This window comes from Microbacterium sp. NPDC057658 (assembly GCF_042799975.1).
In the GTDB taxonomy this organism is placed as follows: Bacteria; Actinomycetota; Actinomycetes; order Actinomycetales; family Microbacteriaceae; genus Microbacterium.
Genome location: NZ_JBHVHT010000001.1, coordinates 1,300,886 through 1,317,347, shown reverse-complemented (window position 1 = coordinate 1,317,347; position 16,462 = coordinate 1,300,886). Strand labels below are relative to the sequence as shown.

At 72.2% G+C, this 16,462-nt stretch carries 19 protein-coding genes; 6 read left to right on the top strand and 13 right to left on the bottom strand.

The features are described from left to right. Window positions 1-28 precede the first annotated feature (28 nt). The 3 genes from ACFU8V_RS06305 to groES form a co-directional block, all read right to left on the bottom strand. A complete protein-coding gene (locus tag ACFU8V_RS06305) occupies window positions 29-1,285 on the bottom strand; it encodes an ABC transporter substrate-binding protein (protein WP_025103729.1) in 1,257 nt (418 codons plus the stop codon). A 144-nt stretch (window positions 1,286-1,429) separates the two neighbouring features. Next, window positions 1,430-2,362, bottom strand: a complete 933-nt coding sequence (rarD, locus tag ACFU8V_RS06300; protein WP_378869823.1) for an EamA family transporter RarD — start codon at window positions 2,360-2,362, stop codon at window positions 1,430-1,432. 134 nt (window positions 2,363-2,496) lie between these two features. Continuing rightward, complete coding sequence (gene groES, locus ACFU8V_RS06295; RefSeq protein ID WP_017203655.1) at window positions 2,497-2,793, bottom strand: co-chaperone GroES; 297 nt, start codon at window positions 2,791-2,793, stop codon at window positions 2,497-2,499. Between the two features lie 156 nt (window positions 2,794-2,949). Here groES and ACFU8V_RS06290 point away from each other — a divergent pair, with 156 nt between their 5' ends. Beyond that, window positions 2,950-4,149, top strand: coding sequence for a class I SAM-dependent methyltransferase (locus tag ACFU8V_RS06290; RefSeq protein WP_378869820.1), 1,200 nt, complete (start codon window positions 2,950-2,952; stop codon window positions 4,147-4,149). A 9-nt stretch (window positions 4,150-4,158) separates the two neighbouring features. On the opposite strand, the gene ACFU8V_RS06285 is transcribed toward ACFU8V_RS06290, so the two are convergent. Genes ACFU8V_RS06285 through flgN form a run of 10 tightly spaced genes read right to left on the bottom strand, consistent with a single transcriptional unit; the run spans window position 4,159 to window position 12,361 of the window. Then, entirely contained in the window at window positions 4,159-5,352 is a 1,194-nt protein-coding gene (locus ACFU8V_RS06285; protein WP_338565537.1) for a hypothetical protein, read from the bottom strand. Beyond that, window positions 5,336-6,457, bottom strand: a complete 1,122-nt coding sequence (locus ACFU8V_RS06280) for a hypothetical protein (protein WP_157544437.1) — start codon at window positions 6,455-6,457, stop codon at window positions 5,336-5,338. Before ACFU8V_RS06280 ends, ACFU8V_RS06285 begins: the two co-directional genes overlap by 17 nt. Before the next feature lie 11 nt (window positions 6,458-6,468). Continuing rightward, window positions 6,469-6,951 carry a hypothetical protein gene (locus ACFU8V_RS06275; RefSeq protein WP_025104334.1) on the bottom strand — a complete coding sequence of 161 codons (483 nt, stop codon included), beginning with the start codon at window positions 6,949-6,951 and terminating at the stop codon, window positions 6,469-6,471. Next, the gene (tsaD, locus tag ACFU8V_RS06270) at window positions 6,948-8,036 is read right to left on the bottom strand and encodes a tRNA (adenosine(37)-N6)-threonylcarbamoyltransferase complex transferase subunit TsaD (RefSeq protein ID WP_025104335.1); all 1,089 of its coding nucleotides are present in this window, start codon (window positions 8,034-8,036) and stop codon (window positions 6,948-6,950) included. The genes ACFU8V_RS06275 and tsaD overlap by 4 nt, the downstream gene beginning before the upstream one ends. Next, window positions 8,033-8,521 carry a ribosomal protein S18-alanine N-acetyltransferase gene (gene rimI / locus ACFU8V_RS06265; protein WP_025104336.1) on the bottom strand — a complete coding sequence of 163 codons (489 nt, stop codon included), beginning with the start codon at window positions 8,519-8,521 and terminating at the stop codon, window positions 8,033-8,035. Before rimI ends, tsaD begins: the two co-directional genes overlap by 4 nt. After that, complete coding sequence (tsaB, locus tag ACFU8V_RS06260) at window positions 8,518-9,135, bottom strand: tRNA (adenosine(37)-N6)-threonylcarbamoyltransferase complex dimerization subunit type 1 TsaB (protein ID WP_025104337.1); 618 nt, start codon at window positions 9,133-9,135, stop codon at window positions 8,518-8,520. The genes rimI and tsaB overlap by 4 nt, the downstream gene beginning before the upstream one ends. A 57-nt stretch (window positions 9,136-9,192) precedes the next feature. Then, the gene (locus tag ACFU8V_RS06255) at window positions 9,193-9,564 is read right to left on the bottom strand and encodes a flagellar assembly protein FliW (protein WP_085605846.1); all 372 of its coding nucleotides are present in this window, start codon (window positions 9,562-9,564) and stop codon (window positions 9,193-9,195) included. Continuing rightward, entirely contained in the window at window positions 9,561-10,442 is an 882-nt protein-coding gene (gene flgL / locus ACFU8V_RS06250; RefSeq protein ID WP_060923324.1) for a flagellar hook-associated protein FlgL, read from the bottom strand. The genes ACFU8V_RS06255 and flgL overlap by 4 nt, the downstream gene beginning before the upstream one ends. Before the next feature lie 13 nt (window positions 10,443-10,455). After that, a complete protein-coding gene (gene flgK / locus ACFU8V_RS06245) occupies window positions 10,456-11,865 on the bottom strand; it encodes a flagellar hook-associated protein FlgK (RefSeq protein WP_085605847.1) in 1,410 nt (469 codons plus the stop codon). A gap of 13 nt (window positions 11,866-11,878) precedes the next feature. Continuing rightward, complete coding sequence (gene flgN, locus ACFU8V_RS06240) at window positions 11,879-12,361, bottom strand: flagellar export chaperone FlgN (RefSeq protein WP_025104341.1); 483 nt, start codon at window positions 12,359-12,361, stop codon at window positions 11,879-11,881. Window positions 12,362-12,579: 218 nt separating this feature from the next. On the opposite strand from flgN, the gene ACFU8V_RS06235 reads away from it, so the two are divergent. The 5 genes from ACFU8V_RS06235 to ACFU8V_RS06215 all read left to right on the top strand — a co-directional run bounded on the left by ACFU8V_RS06235 (window position 12,580) and on the right by ACFU8V_RS06215 (window position 16,454). Continuing rightward, window positions 12,580-13,383, top strand: coding sequence for a sigma-70 family RNA polymerase sigma factor (locus tag ACFU8V_RS06235; RefSeq protein WP_025104342.1), 804 nt, complete (start codon window positions 12,580-12,582; stop codon window positions 13,381-13,383). Window positions 13,384-13,464: 81 nt separating this feature from the next. Then, entirely contained in the window at window positions 13,465-14,295 is an 831-nt protein-coding gene (locus ACFU8V_RS06230) for a flagellin (protein WP_025104343.1), read from the top strand. Window positions 14,296-14,383: 88 nt separating this feature from the next. Further along, window positions 14,384-15,772, top strand: coding sequence for a flagellar filament capping protein FliD (fliD, locus tag ACFU8V_RS06225; RefSeq protein ID WP_025104344.1), 1,389 nt, complete (start codon window positions 14,384-14,386; stop codon window positions 15,770-15,772). A gap of 2 nt (window positions 15,773-15,774) precedes the next feature. After that, window positions 15,775-16,161, top strand: a complete 387-nt coding sequence (gene fliS, locus ACFU8V_RS06220; protein WP_025104345.1) for a flagellar export chaperone FliS — start codon at window positions 15,775-15,777, stop codon at window positions 16,159-16,161. Continuing rightward, complete coding sequence (locus tag ACFU8V_RS06215) at window positions 16,158-16,454, top strand: hypothetical protein (RefSeq protein WP_025104346.1); 297 nt, start codon at window positions 16,158-16,160, stop codon at window positions 16,452-16,454. Before fliS ends, ACFU8V_RS06215 begins: the two co-directional genes overlap by 4 nt. Window positions 16,455-16,462 lie beyond the last annotated feature (8 nt).

Here is a 16,462-nt window from a genome sequence, read left to right as displayed (position 1 = left end):
AGCATCCGGGGCCTTCGTCGTCGCTGCGTTACTTGATGCGCGAGGTGACGTTCTCGGAGTCGAACTCGTAGACGCCGATGGCAGCGCCCTTCGGGTCGTTGTTCTCGTCGAACGTGATCTCACCGGAGAGGCCGTCGTAGTCCGGCGTGCCGCCGTCGTTGATGATCGCGGCGCAGTCGGCGTAGTTGTCGCACTTCTCGCCGTCGCCGTCACCACCGGAGACGGTGATCATCTCCGCGGCGATGTCCGGGCCTTCGACCGAGCCGGCCTTCAGCGCGGCCAGAGCGATCAGCACCACGGCGTCGTACGCCTCGGCCGAGTACGTCACGGCGTCGATCGGGTCGTTGCCCTCGGCCGTCCAGACCGCGTTCAGCTGGTCGAGGAAGTCCTGCGGAAGCTCGGCGCCGGCGCGGGTGCCCTTCGAGCCCTCGAGGCTGACCGACACGTCCGCACCCCAGTCCTTGAGGTTGCCGTCGACGAGGTACAGCGACCCCGTGTCGACCCCGGCGTTGCCGAGCAGCGGCGCGATCGTGGCGAACTGGTCGTAGGAGACGACGGCGACCGCATCCGGCTTGGCCGCGGCGATCTCCGAGACCTGGGCGTTGAACTGTCCGTCGCCCTGGTTGTACGAGGCGTCGGCGACGACCTCGCCGCCGGTGCTCTCGAAGGTGGCCTTGATCGCCTCGAACAGCCCCGTGCCGTACGGGTCGTTCTGGTAGATGATGCCCAGCGTCTTGTGACCGTCCTCGGCGATCTCGTTGCCGAGCACCTCGCCCTGCAGGTTGTCGCTCGGCGCGGTGCGGAAGTACAGCGGGTTGATGCCCGTGAAGTCCGGCGAGGTGTTGGACGGGGACACCGTCAGAATGTCGGCACCCGCGTTGCCGTCGAGGATGAGCTTGGTGACGCTCGAGGACGCCGCGCCGATCATGGCGGTGATGCCGTCGTTGCGCAGGTTGGTGATGGAGGTCTCGTAGGCCTTGTTGTCGAGGTCGCCCTCGTCGGCCGTGCTGAGGTCGATCGTGATGCCGGCGTCGGCCTCGTTGATCTGGTCCACGGCGAGCTGGACGCCGGCCTCCATCGGCGCGCCCAGGAACGCGAGCGTACCGGTGGCGGGCAGCAGCGAACCGAGCTTGAGCGTCAGGTCGGCGGCGGGCTTGTCGCCACCCCCGTCCGACGGCTCCGCGTTCGGCGTGCTGCTGCAGCCCGCGATGATGAGGGCGGAGGCGCTGACCAGCGCGATCCCGGCGAAGATCCTCGCGCTGCGCGAGCCCTTCAGTGCGTTCATGATGCTCCCTTGCGTAAACGAACGTGGATGGTGACCACAGTCGGGTGCTCTAACACTAGGGCGTGCGCCCCGCGCGCAGGAGGGGCAAGTATCTCGGTGCGTTAACGATCCAGGACCGCTGTTTCCGCCGGTGGGCGGGCGGGATCAGAGCCCCGCGGCGGGGGTGTCCCGACGGCCGCGCCGTGCGGCGAGGAGCAGATCGACGACGAAGACCGCGATCGCGATCCACACCAGGACGAACCCGATCCAGCGCTCCGGCGGCATCGGCTCGTGCAGCACGACGACCCCGATGAGGAACTGGAGGATCGGGGTGAGGAACTGCAGCATGCCGATGACGGCGAGGTCGACGCGACGCGTGCCGGCCGCGAACAGCAGCAGAGGGACGGCCGTCGCCACTCCCGCGAACGCGAGCAGCACGGCATGCGGCCCGCCCGCAGTCCCCATGGTCAGGCCGGCCGGCGTCGTCGCCACGATCACGAGCTGCACCACCGCGATGGGGATCAGCCAGAACGACTCGAGCGTCAGCCCGCTGACCGCGTCGACGGCGGGGCCGATCTTCTTCTTGATGAGCCCGTACAGGCCGAAGGAGGCCGTGAGCGTCAAGGCGATCCAGGGGACGTGGCCGTACGCCACGACGATGACCACGACCGCGATGGCCGCGATACCGACGGCCACCCACTGCAGCCGGCGGATGCGCTCCTTGAGCACGAAGACGCCGAGCAGCACCGTCGTGATCGGGTTGATGAAATAGCCGAGCGCCGTCTCCACCACGTTCCCGCTCAGCGTGCCGAGGACGAAGACCTGCCAGTTGACGTAGATGAGGAGGCCGGCCAGGGCCGTCCACCCCAGCAGCCGCGGACTCCGGACGATCGCGAGGAAGGCGGCCCATCCCCTCGTGGCCGTGAGCAGCAGGAGACAGAAGACGAAGGAGAGCAGCACCCGCCAGGCGACGACCTCCCACGGACCGGTGGGCTGCAGCAGGAGGAAGTAGAGGGGCAGGACGCCCCACAGCAGGTAGGCGCTCCCGGCGTAGGCGACGCCCGCCGTCCGGGTGGCGCGGGTCGTCTCAACGGTCACCGCACAACCCTATGCCTGCGCCGCCGGGCGACGCGCCGTTCGGGACGCAGAAGAGGGCCCGGATGCCGATGCATCCGGGCCCTCTTCTGCGGACCGGGTTCCCGTCCGGCGAGCGGAGGGAACCGGGTGTGCGATCAGCGGACGACGACCGCCAGGACGTCGCGAGCCGACAGGACGAGGAACTCGTCCGCGCCGAACTTCACCTCGGTGCCGCCGTACTTGCTGTAGAGCACGCGGTCGCCGACGGCGACGTCGAGCGGAACGCGGTTGCCGTTGTCGTCGATACGGCCGGGGCCGACCGCCACGACCTCGCCCTCCTGGGGCTTCTCCTTGGCGGTGTCGGGGATGACCAGGCCACTCGCGGTGGTCTGCTCGGCCTCGACCTGCTTGATGACGATGCGGTCCTCGAGCGGCTTGATGGAAACCGACACGGTCTACCTCTTCTTTCTTGACGCTGACACGAAAGACTCGTTCGCACTCTCAACCCGAGAGTGCTAATGCCAGTGTAGGCGGTCGGCTGGCACTCATGCAATGCGAGTGCCAACCCCGATCCGGCGGCGACCGGGTCCTAGGGTGGGAGGGTGGAGATGTCCGAGCTGCGCGCCCTGCTGACCCCCGCCGGCCTCGAGCTGCTCGATGCGCTCGGGCCGGTCACCTCCACCGCCGAGGCGGCCGCAGCCGTCTCCCGGCTGCGCGCCGCCGGCCACTCCCCCGACCTCGTCTCCGCCGTCGTCGGCCAGGCGCACCTGCGCGCCAAGGCCACGGCGAAGTTCGGCCCGTTCGCCGCCCGCATGCTCTTCACCCGCGCGGGCCTCGAGCAGGCCACACGCCTCGGAGTGGCCGCCCGCCACGCCCAGCGGATCCGCCGGGCCGGCCTCACGAGCGTCGCCGACCTCGGCTGCGGGATCGGCGGCGACGCCCTCGCGTTCGCCGGCGCCGGACTGGCGGTGCACGCCGTGGACGCCGACGAGGTGACCGCGGCCTTCGCCGCCTACAACCTCGCCCCGTTCGGGGAGGACGCCACAGTACGCCACGCGACCGCGGAGGAGGCCCTCGGAGAACCGGTCCCCGGCCAGGCGATCTGGATGGACCCCGCCCGCCGCACCTCCGGGCACAGCGAGACCCGGCGCGTCTCCGCCGACGACTACTCGCCGTCGCTCGACTGGGCGTTCGCCGTCGCCGCGCAGCGCCCCACCGGGATCAAGCTCGGCCCCGCCCACGACCGCGACCGCCTGCCCACGGACGCGGAGACGCAGTGGGTCAGCGCCGACGGGAGCGTGGTCGAGCTCGTGGTGTGGTCGCGCGAGCTCGCGAGGGAAGGGGTGCGGCGCTCCGCTCTCGTCATCCGCGGCGAGCGCTCGCACGAGCTCACCGGATCCGCGGATGCCGAGGACGCGCCGGTCCGTGCGCTCGGGGCCTTCCTCCACGAGCCGGACGGGGCCGTCATCCGGGCCCGGCTCATCGGCGACGTCGCCCGCAGCCTCGACGCGGGGATGCTCGATCCGCGCATCGCGTACCTGACCTCGGACGCCGCCCTGACGAGCCCGTTCGTGCAGTCCTTCCGCGTCCGGGAGACGCTGCCGATCACGCCGAAGACGATCAACGCGGCCTTGAAGACCCACGGCATCGGCCGCATCGAGATCAAGAAGCGCGGGGTGGACGTCGATCCGGCGGCCTTCCGGCGCAAGCTGACCCTGCGCGGCGACGCCGAGGCGACCCTGATCCTCGCCCGGTTCGGCGATCAGCGCCGCGCGATCCTCGCCGACCGGGTGCCCGCCGCGGACTGAGAGAGCGTGTCAGCCCTCCGGGTCGCGGCCCGGGATGTCGACGCGGATCGGATCCCCGGGCGGGCCGGTGGTCACGAGGTAGGACTCGCCCGTCGCCGCGTCGACGACGGCGGGGCCCGAGGTCACGGTGAGATAGGGCGTCTGCCAGCGCGTGAAGTCCACCTCGATGACGGATGCCGACAGCAGCTCCCCGGTCTCCTGGTCGACGTCGAGCAACTGCACGCGGAGCCCGGACTGGACGGCTTCGTCGATCGTGGCGCACTGGCGCGAGCCGTCGGCGTCGACGATCAGGCAGCGCTGGGAGGGCCCGCTCTCCGTGCTGCGGTCGCCGAGCCAGACCGGCTGCTCGCGGAACGACCCGAGGACGGAGAGGTTGAGGTCATAGCCGTCGCCGACGAGCTCTTCCGCCCTCGCGCGCTCCGCCTCGCCGAACTGGGCGACGAGCGTGGAGCTGCCTCCCCAGCGCTGGATGCTCACCATCGGCTCGTCCGTGGTGGAGAAGAGCATGACCGCCGTCACGCTGTCGAAGGAGAAGGAGCTCTCCTCGTCGTCCGCGGAGGAGACCGGCACGGGGAGCGAGGCGTACAGGCCCGTCCCCACCTCCTCCCCGGCCAGGCAGGTCGACTGGGAGTCGGCGCCCACGTCGAGGATCAGGCACCGGGTGGCCCCGTCGTCCTGTGTGGCGAACCAGGCGAGCGCCCCCTCCGCCTCTCCCACCGGGCGGACGGAGCCGGGATCGTAGTCCTCCCCGGCGAGTTCGATCCGCCGGTCCTCCTGCGCCTTCGTCAGGGGGAACGCGTCCGGTCGCGGGGCGAACAGCGCCCACCCGGCCCCCACGCCGATCGCGAGGAGAGCCGCCGACGCCACGAGCACCGGCATGAGACCGCGGCGGTTCGCGGCCGGCGCCTCGGACGCGGAGACGTCCTCCGGGTCCTCCGGCGCGGCGTCTTCCGCGACCGGCCCTTTCTCCGGCTCCGGGAGAGCGTCCGCGACCTCCTTCGCACCGCCGGGGTCCGGGGGTGCGGACGTCGCCGGCTCCTCGGACGCGGACAGGGCCGTGCGGCGGCGCTCCGCCTGGAGCTCCTCCAGCCGGAGGGCTGCGGCAGCGTCGAGCCCGCCGTCACGGCCGTATGCCGCACGCTCCAGCGCCCGGCGCTCCGCGTCGTCGTCTCTGGACTGGGGTCGGTCAGTCTCCTCCCGCACCGACGTCGCTCCCTTCTCGGATGATCACGAAGGACGGGGAGCCACCGCCCGGCAGCTCGTAGGTCGTCAGGCCGCCGGTCTCCGCGTCGGTCAGCTGCAACCTCAGCCGACCGTCGTGCTCCTGCAGCGTCTCCGTCGTCTCGCAGGCTTTCGGCGCGTCCGGTGTCGCCCCGTCGTAGACGAGGCACTGCCGCCCCGTCTCGGCCTCGGAGGCCGTCCAGATCGGGACGTCGCGGTCGTACCCCACGACCCAGATCGAGTGGGGGTCGAACCCGTCCTCGACCAGACGCGCGGCCGTGCGGGTCTCTTCCTCGTTCGCATAGGTGATGCCGCTGCCCTCACCGGAGCCGAACTCCGAGACGCCGACGGCCACCGCCGGTTCGCCGTCGGGCGTGAGGAGCAACTGCGCCATGACCTGTCGGGTGTACTCGTCGTCCCGCTGCGTCGTCACCTCGCCCCACAGCCCTTCCTTCTGGACGGCTTCCCGCTGGTTGCAGCTCGGCGTCGTGCTCTCCGCCGATCCGAGGACCAGGCAGACGCTCGCCCCGCCGTTCTGTGTCGCCATCCAGACGACCGCGCCCTCCTCCGTCGCGACGGCGCGCACCGATCCGGGGTCGTACTTCCCGGATGCGATGAGTTCGGACTGCCACCCCTGCTGCTCGGCGCTGAGCGCGACCGCGGCACCGCCGGTCCGGCCGAAGGCGAGCCACCCGATGCCGAGCCCCAGGAGGACCATGACGACCGCGGCGAGCGCGAGCATCCCGCGCGAACGGTGCCGCGCCTCGGTCACGGCGGGGCGGTCGGTCCGGGTGGCGTCGTCCACGGGCTCGTCGTCCGGCACCACGGGAGCGTCGTCTCCTGTCGGAGTCTCGCCGTCGTCCGGCACGGTGGCGAGGGAGTGCCGGGACCGCGGAGGACCGGGCTGCCGGGTCTCCTGCACAGAGCCGGCCATCGGATCCGACGTGCTCGGTCCCGGAGACGGACGCCGCCGGGCATCGTCGAGCTGTCGCAGGCGCGCGGCCTCCGCGTCCGTGAGGCCTCCGCCCGGGCCGAAGGCCTTGCGCTGCAGGGCCCTGCGCTCCTCGACATCGTCGTCGTCCGTCATGGCCATCCCGCCTAGCCGAGTCTCTCGAACTGCATCCCCGCCCAGACCAGCCAGCCGAGGCTGTACACGGTCGCGCACAGCCCCAGCACGAGCGCCCAGCGCGCGATCGCGCGGTTCTCGACGGGGCGGCGCAGCGACATGATGGCGGCGATCACGGCGACGACCGCGACCGGGATCCCCCAGCCCACGAAGAACGATGCGCCGAGCGCGACGATCGCCGCAAGCAGCGCCCACGGCGCCAGCCGCGTGTCGTCCACGGGCACGGGCTCGGACGCCGGCTCCCAGGCGTCCTCCTCCCCGTGGTCGAGGTCGGGCCCGCTCACGACCACGGGCTCGATGCCCACCGGGCCCGTGGGGAGCTTCGTGTAGCCCTCCCGCGGAGCTCCGGGAAGGCGCGCGGTCCCGGCCGGGCGCTCGACCTGCCCGCTCGCGCGCTCGACCCGCGCGCGGGGGGCGACCCCGTCCGGTTCCGGTTCCTGCGCGAGCCCGGTCACGCCGGCACCGCCTCCGCGACCTGGATCTCCGTGACCGGCAGCGTCGAGTCCGCGCCGAAGCCGAGGGTCGAGGCGGGACGCCCCGATGCGATGAGCTCGGCGGCGAGCGCGGCGATCATGGCGCCGTTGTCCGTGCAGAGGGACAGCGGCGGGATGCGCACGGTGACCCCGGCCTCGGCGGCCCTCGACAGCGCGACCTCGCGGAGCCGGCGATTCGCGATCACGCCGCCCCCGAGCAGCAGGCGCGGCACCCCGAGGTCGGCGCAGGCGTTGAGCGCCTTGGTGACGAGGACGTCGACGACGGCCTCCCGGAAGCTCGCGGCGACGTCGGCGATCGGCAGCTCGCGCGCGTCGGCGCCCGCGGCGGCGTTCTCCGCCTCGAAGCGCTCGACCCAGCGGGCGACAGCGGTCTTCAGCCCGGAGAACGAGAAGTCGTAGCGATGCTTCGCGAGGTCCGAGGCACGCGAGAGCCCGCGCGGGAAGCGGATCGCGTCCGGGTCTCCGCCGACCGCGGCCCGGTCGATCTCGGGGCCGCCGGGATACGGCAGGGACAGCAGCCGGGCGACCTTGTCGAACGCCTCGCCCGCGGCGTCGTCCACGGTCTCGCCGAGCAGCTCGACATCGGTCGTGAGGTCGCGCACGTGGAGCAGGGAGGTGTGGCCGCCGGAGACCAGCAGCGCGATCGTCGGGTACTCCAGCGGCGCCGCATCCGGGGTGAGGATGTCGGCCGCGATGTGACCCACGAGGTGGTTGACCGCATACAGCGGCTTGTCGAGGGCGACGGCGAGTCCCTTCGCCGCTCCCACGCCGACCATGAGCGCTCCGGCGAGGCCGGGGCCGCTCGTCACCGCCACCGCATCGAGGTCGGCGAGACGGACGTCGGCCTCGGCCAGGGCGGCGTCGATGGCCGGCTGCAGCGCCTCGAGGTGCGCGCGGGCGGCGACCTCCGGCACGACGCCGCCGTACCGGGCGTGCTCGTCCATGCTGGAGGCGATCGTGTTGGACAGCAGCGTGCGCCCCCGCACGATGCCGATGCCGGTCTCGTCGCAGCTCGTCTCGATGCCGAGCACCAGGGGCTCACTCATGCGGTCGCCTCCTCCGGCGTATCGGCGGGCGCCGGGTGGCGGCGCAGGTCCAGACGCATCACGATCGCGTCGACGTCGTCCGGCTGATAGTAACGGGGGCGCCTGCCGATCTCCTCGAAGCCCTCCGTGCGATACAGCCCCTCGGCCGCCGGGTTGTCGGCGCGCACCTCGAGGAACACCTCGTGCGCGCCCCGGGCGGCAGCCGTCCGCAGCAGGGCACGCAGCAGCGCGCGCCCGCGTCCCTGCCCCCGGACCTCGGCGAGGAGGGCGATGGTCTGGATGTCGGCGTCCGCGCCGCCCTGCAGGGCTCGGACCCCGCCGTAGCCGACGATCGCCCCGCCCTGCTCGTCGACGAGGTAGCGGCCGTGCGGGCTCGCCAGCTCGCTCGCCATGGTCTCCCGGCTCCACGCGTCGGTCGGGAACGAGCGCTCCTCGATGGCCATGATCGCGTCGAGGTCGTCCGGCCGCGCGTCCCGGAGCGTCATGCGCCCACCTTCTTCGGGGCACCGGGCAGGGTGACGTCCGGATGCCGCAGGTAGAGCGGCTCCTCGCCGGCGAGGACCCGGCCGGCGGCGAGCGCCCGCGCCCCCACCCGGGCGAGGTCGACCGCGGACAGCGTCGTCACGTCCACCCGGCGGAGGCCCGCGAGATGCTCGTCGGCGTCGGCGGCGCGCACGAGCACGGTGTCGGCGATCGTGCGCGGGATCCCGTCCTCGTCCTGCCCGTCGAACACGGTGACGGCGACCTCGCGGCGGCGGGCGTCGGTGACGACGGCGAACGGTCCGGTCACGGTGGCCTGGATCGTGAGCGCGGCCGCCGTGTGGCTGGGGACCGGGACGACGGGGACGCCGCGGCCGAGGGCGAACGCCCGCGCGGTCGCGATGCCGATGCGCAGCCCGGTGAACGGGCCGGGGCCCATTCCCGCCACGACGTGCGTGATGCCGTCGGACCCGCCCTCGCGGAGCACGTCGCGCACCAGGTCGCCGATCACCTCGGCGTGGCCCAGCGGGTCGGCGGTACCGGCCTCGGCACGACGCGTCCCGTCCGGGTCGATGAGGGCGACGGCGGTGCCAAGGGAGGTGTCGACGGCGAGGATCACCTCTCCAGGGTAGTCGTCACCCCGCCCGTCACGGCCGGCGATCCGACCCCGCACGGGTCAGCCCAGCGGCGCCCGCACGGGGTAGTCCTGGCCTTCGAGGATGACCTGCGCCGCCGCTCCCGTCGCCCGGTTCACGACGACCGGTGCCAGCAGGTTGACGCTGACGCCCTCGGCGGCGGGGTGGGCGACCACGAGCACGAAGGCGTCGTCCGCCGAGGAGAGAGCGAGGTCGGCGACCTGCGCGTCCGTGAGGGTCGGCGCGTACTCCGTGAGGACGGTGTTCGGGTCGACCAGGTAGAGCCGCAGGGCCTCGTCCTCGACCGCCCGCATCGCGAAGAGCCCGTCGGCGCCCTCGACCGGTGCGAGGGCGAAGTCCACATGGGGTGCCAGTCCGGGCGGCGGGGCCGTGAAGGTGAGCGCGGCGGTCATCGCAGGAAGTCCATCAGCGACGGCTGCAGCACGCGCGCGTTCACCGCGAGCGCCGAGCGGTACACGAGCTCCTGCGCCTGCAGGCGGATGAGCACCTCGACCGAGTCGACGTCCTCGACCGCGGCGCGGCGGGACTCGAGGGACACGGAATTCTGCACTGCCGCCTCCTTGGCGCGTTCGATCTGAGCCTGCCTGGTGCCGACCGCGCCTTGCACGCCCAGCATCGCCGTGCGGCGGTCGTCGATCTCCGCGAGCCGTGGTCCGACGTTGGTGCCGGAGCGGAGGTCGGCGACGATGCGGTCGACGAGGGCGAACACCGAGTCGTCGCCCGTGCCAAACACCGCCGCCCCGTCGGTGTCGACGCGGACGGCCGCCGCATCGGACACACGTCGCGTGACCTCGGAGCCGGCGACGCCGCTGTATGAGTAGTCGGCGGCGAAGGCCGCCGTGTCCGAGGTACCCGCGAACACGGACCGCCCGAGCAGCCGGGTGTTCGCCTGCGAGAGCAGCTCATCGCGGATGCCCTCCAGCTCCACCGCGAGGGCCTCCTTCGCCGCGGCGTCCAGCGCCCCGTCGTTCGCTCCCTGCGCGGTGAGGTCCCGCACCCGCGAGAGCAGCGAGGTGCTGGAGGTGATCGCCGTGTCGGCCGCGGTCACCCACGCCAGGCCGTCGTCGATGTTGCGCGCATACTGCTCGGTGCGGCGCTGCTCGGCGTGCAGGGCGAGGGCGGCAGCGGCCGCGGCCGGATCGTCCGAGGGCGCGGCGAACGCCTTCTGCGACGTGGCCTGCTCCTGCAGACGGGCGAGCTCGGAGAGGTTGGACTGCAGCTGGCGCATCGCCGTCTGCGTCATCGTGGTCTGGGTCACGCGAGAGATCATGGGGCTCCTCCGGTCAGCGTCCGACGACGCCCGTGCGGTTGATGAGGACGTCGAGGGCCTCGTCGACGGCGGTGAGCACGCGGGCCGCCGCCTGATAGGCGGTCTGGTACGTGAGGAGGCTGATCGTCTCCTCGTCGCCGTCCACGGCCGCGACCGACTGCTGGGCGCCGACGGCGCCGACCGCCGCCGCATCCGACGCCTTCGCACGCTGCACATCGGCCGCGGTGGACACGCCGAAGCGGGTCACCTGGTCGGTCCACAGCGCATCCGGAGAGGTCGCGCGCTGCCCGATCTGGGAGATGAGGTCGGCGTTGGTCGCGTCCTTGGAGCCCGCTCCGGGCGCGGCGAGGGCCAGGTCGGCCGCCGAGGTGACGGCCACCTGCAGCCCGAGCGCGGCGGAGCCGGTCGCCGGCAGCGTGAAGAAGTCGCCCCCGGGCTGTCCGGACGCCGTGACACCGGCGCGGTGCTGCGCGTTGAGCGACTCCGCCAGCGCCGTGGCCACCCGGTCGTAGGTGGCGGCGAGCTGTGCCAGCATCCCGCCGTCGGCGGCCGGGGCGAGCACCGCGAGCGAGCCGCCGAGCTCTCCGCCGTCGACCACGAGGGGAAGATCCGGGACCGACTCCCAGACCACGCCGACGCGGGGTGCGCCGTCGATCGTCGCCGCGCCGGTCAGGGCGAGGTGACGCGCGTCGCCCCCGGAGACCAGGGCGTTGCCGCCGAGGCGGACCGTGAGCGTGCCGTCCGCCTCCACGGTGGCGGTGCCGCCGGCGAGCCGGGCCACGTCCTCGGCGAGCAGATTGCGGCGGTCGGTGAGCTCGTTGGCCGAGCGGCCCGAGGCCAGAGCGTCGCGGATCTCGGTGTTCAGCACCGCGATCTGGTCGGCCGCGGCGTTGACCTGGCTGACGGTGCGCTCGGCCGTTCCCCGTGCGGCCGTCCACTGCGCGGCGACGGTGCGATAGCCGCCGGAGATGTGGGCGGCGAGCTCCTTCGCCGACTCCAGGATGCTCGCGGCCGCGGCCCCCGAGTCGGGGGTGTTGGCGAGATCCTGCCACCCCGCCCAGAAGTTCGTCAGCCGGTTCGCGAGGCCCTTGTCCGTCGGTTCCGCGAGCGCCGACTCGGCGGTCGTCGCGGCGAGCGCGCGGGTGGCCCAGTAGCCGGAGGCCCCGAGGGTGTCGCGGACCCGGGCGTCGAGCAGCGCGTCGCCGAGGCGGGACACCCCGTCGATGGAGACGCCGTGTCCGGGGAGCGCGCCCATGCTGAAGCGCCCCGTCTGCGCGACGGCGGCGATGGAGGAGGTCTCGACGCGCTGCCGCGTGTACCCCTCGGTCTTCTGGTTGGCGATGTTCTGCCCCACCACATCCATGCCCCGCCGCGCGGCGGCGAGGCCGCTGGCGGCGGTGGTCAGTCCACTGAAAGTCGACATGAATCCCTCTCGGTCACATCTCGGTGTCGATGATGCGGGCGGCATCCTCGCGGGCGCGGTCGCCGCGGGTGGTGTATTCGCCGCTCTCCTGGCCGAGAGCGGCGATGGTCTCCTGGGTGGCGCGGAGTACTCCGCTGAGCTGCTCCGCGGCGGCGTCGCGCATCTGCTCGACCTCCGCCGTCAGCTTCACGAGCGCGCGCATGTGGTCGGTGAAGACGTCGCCCCAGGCCCCGTCCGGGGCGTGCTCGATGAGCTGGCCGATCGTCGCGTCCTGAGGAGCCCCCCACTCCTCGGCGACGCCGGCGACCTCGACGGCCCTGGCCAGGCTCGCGGCGCGCAGGCGGTCGAGCACCTGATCGATCTCCCTGGCCGCGAACTGGATCCAGTGCGACCGGCCGGCGGCGAGCAGCAGCTGTTGCTCGTCGAGCTTGAAAAGCAGCATCTCGAGCAGCTCGCGCTCGCGCCAGAGCTGCATCGATAGTTCGTTGGCTCCCATGATCCCCTTGTCCCCAGCGATCCCCCGCCCCACGCAGGTGCGATCGGCCCGCCTGTTAACGGTTCATAAATCTCTATCGGCCACCGCGCCCCTAAGGTTACTATGTGGACTGGCGGCGGTTAGTGCTCCCCATGGACATATCCCGGACCTTGTGATATGACCATCTACCCCTCGCCATGGAGCTTCCGGAGTGCATCCAGAGAGGTGGATCATCCCCCATGTCGTCGCGCGCTGAGCGCAACCGCCTCGTCGAGGCCAACCTCCCCCTGGTCGGCTACCTCGCTGCAGACACCCATGCTCGGGCTACCCATATCCCCCGCGAAGAGCTCGCCGCCGTCGGCGCGCTCGCCCTCGTGACCGCCGCCGACGCCTACGACCCCGCGCTCGGCGTCCCGTTCGGCGCGTACGCCCGCCGCCGCATCCTCGGCGCGTTCGCCGACGAGATGCGCGCCATGGACTGGGCATCCCGCGGCATCCGCAAGCGCATCAAGGAGACCGTCGCCGTCCGCGACACCCTCACCGCCGCCCTCGGTCGAACGGCGACCGCCACCGAGATCGCCACCGCCATGGGCTCACCCAAGGAGGCGGTGGTGGAGGCCCTCGCCGACGCCGCGCGCACCGTCGCCCCGCTCGACGACCCCGCCACGCGGGACCTCGTCGCCGACATCCCTCTCCCCGAGGAGTCCGCGCTGGTCGGCGAGCGACGAGAGGTGCTCGAGCACGCCATCACCGCTCTCCCCGAGCGCATGCGGCGCATCGTCGTGGCCGTCTACGTCGAGGAGCGCCCCGTCAAGGAGATCGCCGAGGAGCTGGGCGTGACCCACTCGGCCGTCTCGCAGCAGCGGGCGGAGGCGGTGCGCCTGCTCCGCGACGCCCTGGACCGCTACTTCGCCGAGGGCGGCACAGAGACCACGACCACCACCCGCGTCTCGCCCGCCGCGCGGGATGCGTACTTCGGCCGCATCGCCGAGGCCGCCGGCGTCCGGATCGGTGAGGTCTTCCGCGCCGCCGCCCCCGCCTAACGCGTCCGCATCCTCCGCCGATAGGTGAGTGCAGGAGACCACGGATGGTCTCCTGCACAACACATCACGGAGGAAACCCTCATGGGTATGCAGATCAACACCAACGTGGGCGCGCTCAACGCCTACCGCAACCTGTCCAACACGCAGAACGACCTGTCGAAGTCGCTCGAGAAGCTCTCGAGCGGTCTGCGCATCAACCGCGCCGCGGACGACGCCGCCGGCCTCGCGATCTCCGAGGGCCTGCGTTCGCAGGTCAACGGCCTGAACGTCGCGGCTCGCAACGCCCAGGACGGCATCTCGGTCATCCAGACCGCGGAAGGCGCCCTGACCGAGGTGCACTCCATCCTGCAGCGCGTGCGCGACCTGACCGCTCAGGGTGCGAACGACTCGAACAACGCGAAGTCGCGCGAAGCGATCCAGACTGAGATCGGCGCCCTCGCCGACGAGCTCACCCGGATCGCCGACAGCACCAACTTCAACGGCATCAAGCTGCTCTCGGGCGGCACGACGCTGACGTTCCAGGTGGGTGCGGGCGCGGTCGCCGCCGAGGACCAGATCTCGGTCGGCCTGACCAACTTCGCCAACCTCGGCACCACCATCGAGACGCTCGCCGGCACCATGACCGACGCGGCATCGTACGGTGCGGCTCTGGCGGGCATCGACACGCAGATCCAGGCGGTCTCGACCGCACGTGCCGGCTACGGTGCGCTGCAGAACCGCTTCGAGTCGACCATCAACAGCCTCAACGTGTCGGCCGAGAACCTCGCCGCCGCCGAGAGCCGTATCCGCGACACCGACATGGCGTCCGAGATGGTCAAGTTCACGTCGGCGAACATCCTGTCGCAGGCGGGAACGGCCATGCTGGCCCAGGCCAACCAGGCCAACCAGGGCGTGCTCCAGCTGCTGCGCTGATCCGCGCCGCCGCACGGAATCACTCCGGGGGTCCGGGTGACGGCTTCGGCCGTCGCCCGGGCCCCGCCGCACACAGAAGGGAAGCCGCATGTCGCTCTCGCTCGACGGCCTCGTGTCGGGGCTCAAGACCACCGAGGTCATCAAGGCCCTCATGGACGTGCACGCCATCCCCCGCACGCTGCTCAAGGCCAAGATCGACGACAAGAACGTCGTCATGACGCAGCTGCGCACCCTCAACACGGCCGTGCAGAACCTCGCCGCCGCCGCCGAGAAGGCCGCAGCGCCCGGCGGTCTCGACCGCTTCACCGGCAGCGCGTCGTCCGAGTCGGTGAAGGTCGCCCTGCGCACCGGCGCGGCGCCCGTGTCGACCGACATCGTCGTCGACCGTCTCGCCCAGGCGCACACGGTGGTCTCCGCGTCCGCGAGCCGCTGGCCCGCCGACCCGCCCGTCCTGACGCTCGAGGACGCCACGGGGAAGCGCGTCCAGGTGCAGGCCGACTCGACGTCGATGCAGGACATCGCCCAGGCCATCAACGACGCCGACACCGGTGTCCTCGCCACGGCCGTCCCCGCCGGCAAGGATGCCGACGGCACCCCCGTCTACCGCCTGCAGCTCCGGGCCGAGGAGTCCGGAGAGGCAGGACGCTTCCGCGTCTACGCGGGCGACCTCGCCGCGGTGGCCGCCGGCACCGCCACGGACGTGTCCACGGAGCCGGGCGCCGCTGTCATCGCCACAGGCACGGATGCGCAGCTGCGCCTCTGGGCCGGCACGGCGGCCGAACAGGTCATCACCTCGTCCGGCAACACGTTCACCGATCTCTTCGAGGGCGTCGACGTGACGGTCTCCACCGTCTCGACGACCCCCGTCACGGTCACCGTCGCCGTCGACGGCGAGGCCAGGACCAAGGCCTCCGGCGAGTTCATCGCCCTCCTCACGGACATCTTCACCCGCATCGACAACGGCTCGAAGGCGACGGTCGCCGCGGGACAGGGCGAGAAGACCACCCTCGGCGTCTTCACCGGCGACAGCACCATCCGCGGTCTGCGGACGGCCCTCGCCGACGCCGTGCAGCACCCCGTGGACGGCGTCTCGCCCTCCACGATCGGCATCTCGACCGACATGTACGGCAAGCTCACGTTCGACGAGGAGAAGTTCTCCGAGGCGCTGGCGAAGGACCCCGCGGCCGTCGGCGCGCTCTTCTCCGCGGTCGCGGCACGCGTGGAGCAGACGGCGACCTCGTACTCGGACAAGTACGACGGGCTGCTCACCTCGCGGATCACGGGTCAGGAGAGCGAGGTCAAGAGCCTCGGCGAGCAGATGGAGCGCTGGGACGTGCGCCTCGCGCAGCGCAAGGCGTCGCTGGAGCGCACGTACGCGCGCCTCGAGGTGATGCTGTCGCAGATGCAGTCGCAGTCGTCGTACCTCGCCTCCCAGATCAACGCGCTGCCGAGCAGCCGCTCCGGGTCGGACTCGTGAGCATGAACGCCGCCCTGCGTGCCCAGCAGCGGTACCGCGAGGACGCCATCCTGTCCGCCCCGCCGGAGCGCCTGGTCACGATGCTCTACGACCGGCTCCTGCTCGACATCGAACGCGCCGAGACGGCGCAGCGGGCGGCCGACTGGACCGAGGCCAACACCCAGCTCCAGCACGCGCAGGCGATCGTGGCCGAGCTGTCGTCGTCCCTCACCGACGACTGGAGCGGCAGCGCCGGGCTGCGCTCGCTGTACGTCTTCCTCTCGCAGACGCTGATCGGCGCCAACATCGGCCGCGATCCGGAGCGCACGCATGCCTGCCGCGAGCTCGTCGTGCCGCTGCGCGACGCCTGGCACGCCGCCGCCCTGGCCGTCGTGGAGGGCCGCGCATGACGGACGAGGACTGGGCCGCGCTGCTCGACCGGCTCGAAGCGGACGCCGACCGGATCATCGCCGCGCCGGCGGGAGCCGTCGAGGTGCACGACATCATCCCCTGGGCGCCGCCGTCCTCCCCGCTCCCCCCGCACCTGGCCGATCGCGCCCGTGCGGTGATCGACCGGCAGCACGCCGCCATGGAACGCGCCCGGTCGGAGCTCGAGGGGCTGCGGCAGCACCTCGGTGCCGTCCGGCGCGTGCCGGCACCCCGCTCTCCCGATGCCCCCGCCTACCTCGACGTGGACGGGTGAGGAACCCT

Excerpts from the sequence above, each read along its gene's own strand:
- ACFU8V_RS06305 (WP_025103729.1), bottom strand. The coding sequence starts at position 1,285 with ATGAACGCACTGAAGGGCTCGCGCAGCGCGAGGATCTTCGCCGGGATC.
- ACFU8V_RS06290 (WP_378869820.1), top strand. The coding sequence starts at position 2,950 with ATGTCCGAGCTGCGCGCCCTGCTGACCCCCGCCGGCCTCGAGCTGCTC.
- ACFU8V_RS06280 (WP_157544437.1), bottom strand. The coding sequence starts at position 6,457 with ATGACGGACGACGACGATGTCGAGGAGCGCAGGGCCCTGCAGCGCAAG.
- tsaD (WP_025104335.1), bottom strand. The coding sequence starts at position 8,036 with ATGAGTGAGCCCCTGGTGCTCGGCATCGAGACGAGCTGCGACGAGACC.
- rimI (WP_025104336.1), bottom strand. The coding sequence starts at position 8,521 with ATGACGCTCCGGGACGCGCGGCCGGACGACCTCGACGCGATCATGGCC.
- ACFU8V_RS06255 (WP_085605846.1), bottom strand. The coding sequence starts at position 9,564 with ATGACCGCCGCGCTCACCTTCACGGCCCCGCCGCCCGGACTGGCACCC.
- flgL (WP_060923324.1), bottom strand. The coding sequence starts at position 10,442 with ATGATCTCTCGCGTGACCCAGACCACGATGACGCAGACGGCGATGCGC.
- flgK (WP_085605847.1), bottom strand. The coding sequence starts at position 11,865 with ATGTCGACTTTCAGTGGACTGACCACCGCCGCCAGCGGCCTCGCCGCC.
- flgN (WP_025104341.1), bottom strand. The coding sequence starts at position 12,361 with ATGGGAGCCAACGAACTATCGATGCAGCTCTGGCGCGAGCGCGAGCTG.
- ACFU8V_RS06235 (WP_025104342.1), top strand. The coding sequence starts at position 12,580 with ATGTCGTCGCGCGCTGAGCGCAACCGCCTCGTCGAGGCCAACCTCCCC.
- ACFU8V_RS06230 (WP_025104343.1), top strand. The coding sequence starts at position 13,465 with ATGGGTATGCAGATCAACACCAACGTGGGCGCGCTCAACGCCTACCGC.
- fliD (WP_025104344.1), top strand. The coding sequence starts at position 14,384 with ATGTCGCTCTCGCTCGACGGCCTCGTGTCGGGGCTCAAGACCACCGAG.
- fliS (WP_025104345.1), top strand. The coding sequence starts at position 15,775 with ATGAACGCCGCCCTGCGTGCCCAGCAGCGGTACCGCGAGGACGCCATC.
- ACFU8V_RS06215 (WP_025104346.1), top strand. The coding sequence starts at position 16,158 with ATGACGGACGAGGACTGGGCCGCGCTGCTCGACCGGCTCGAAGCGGAC.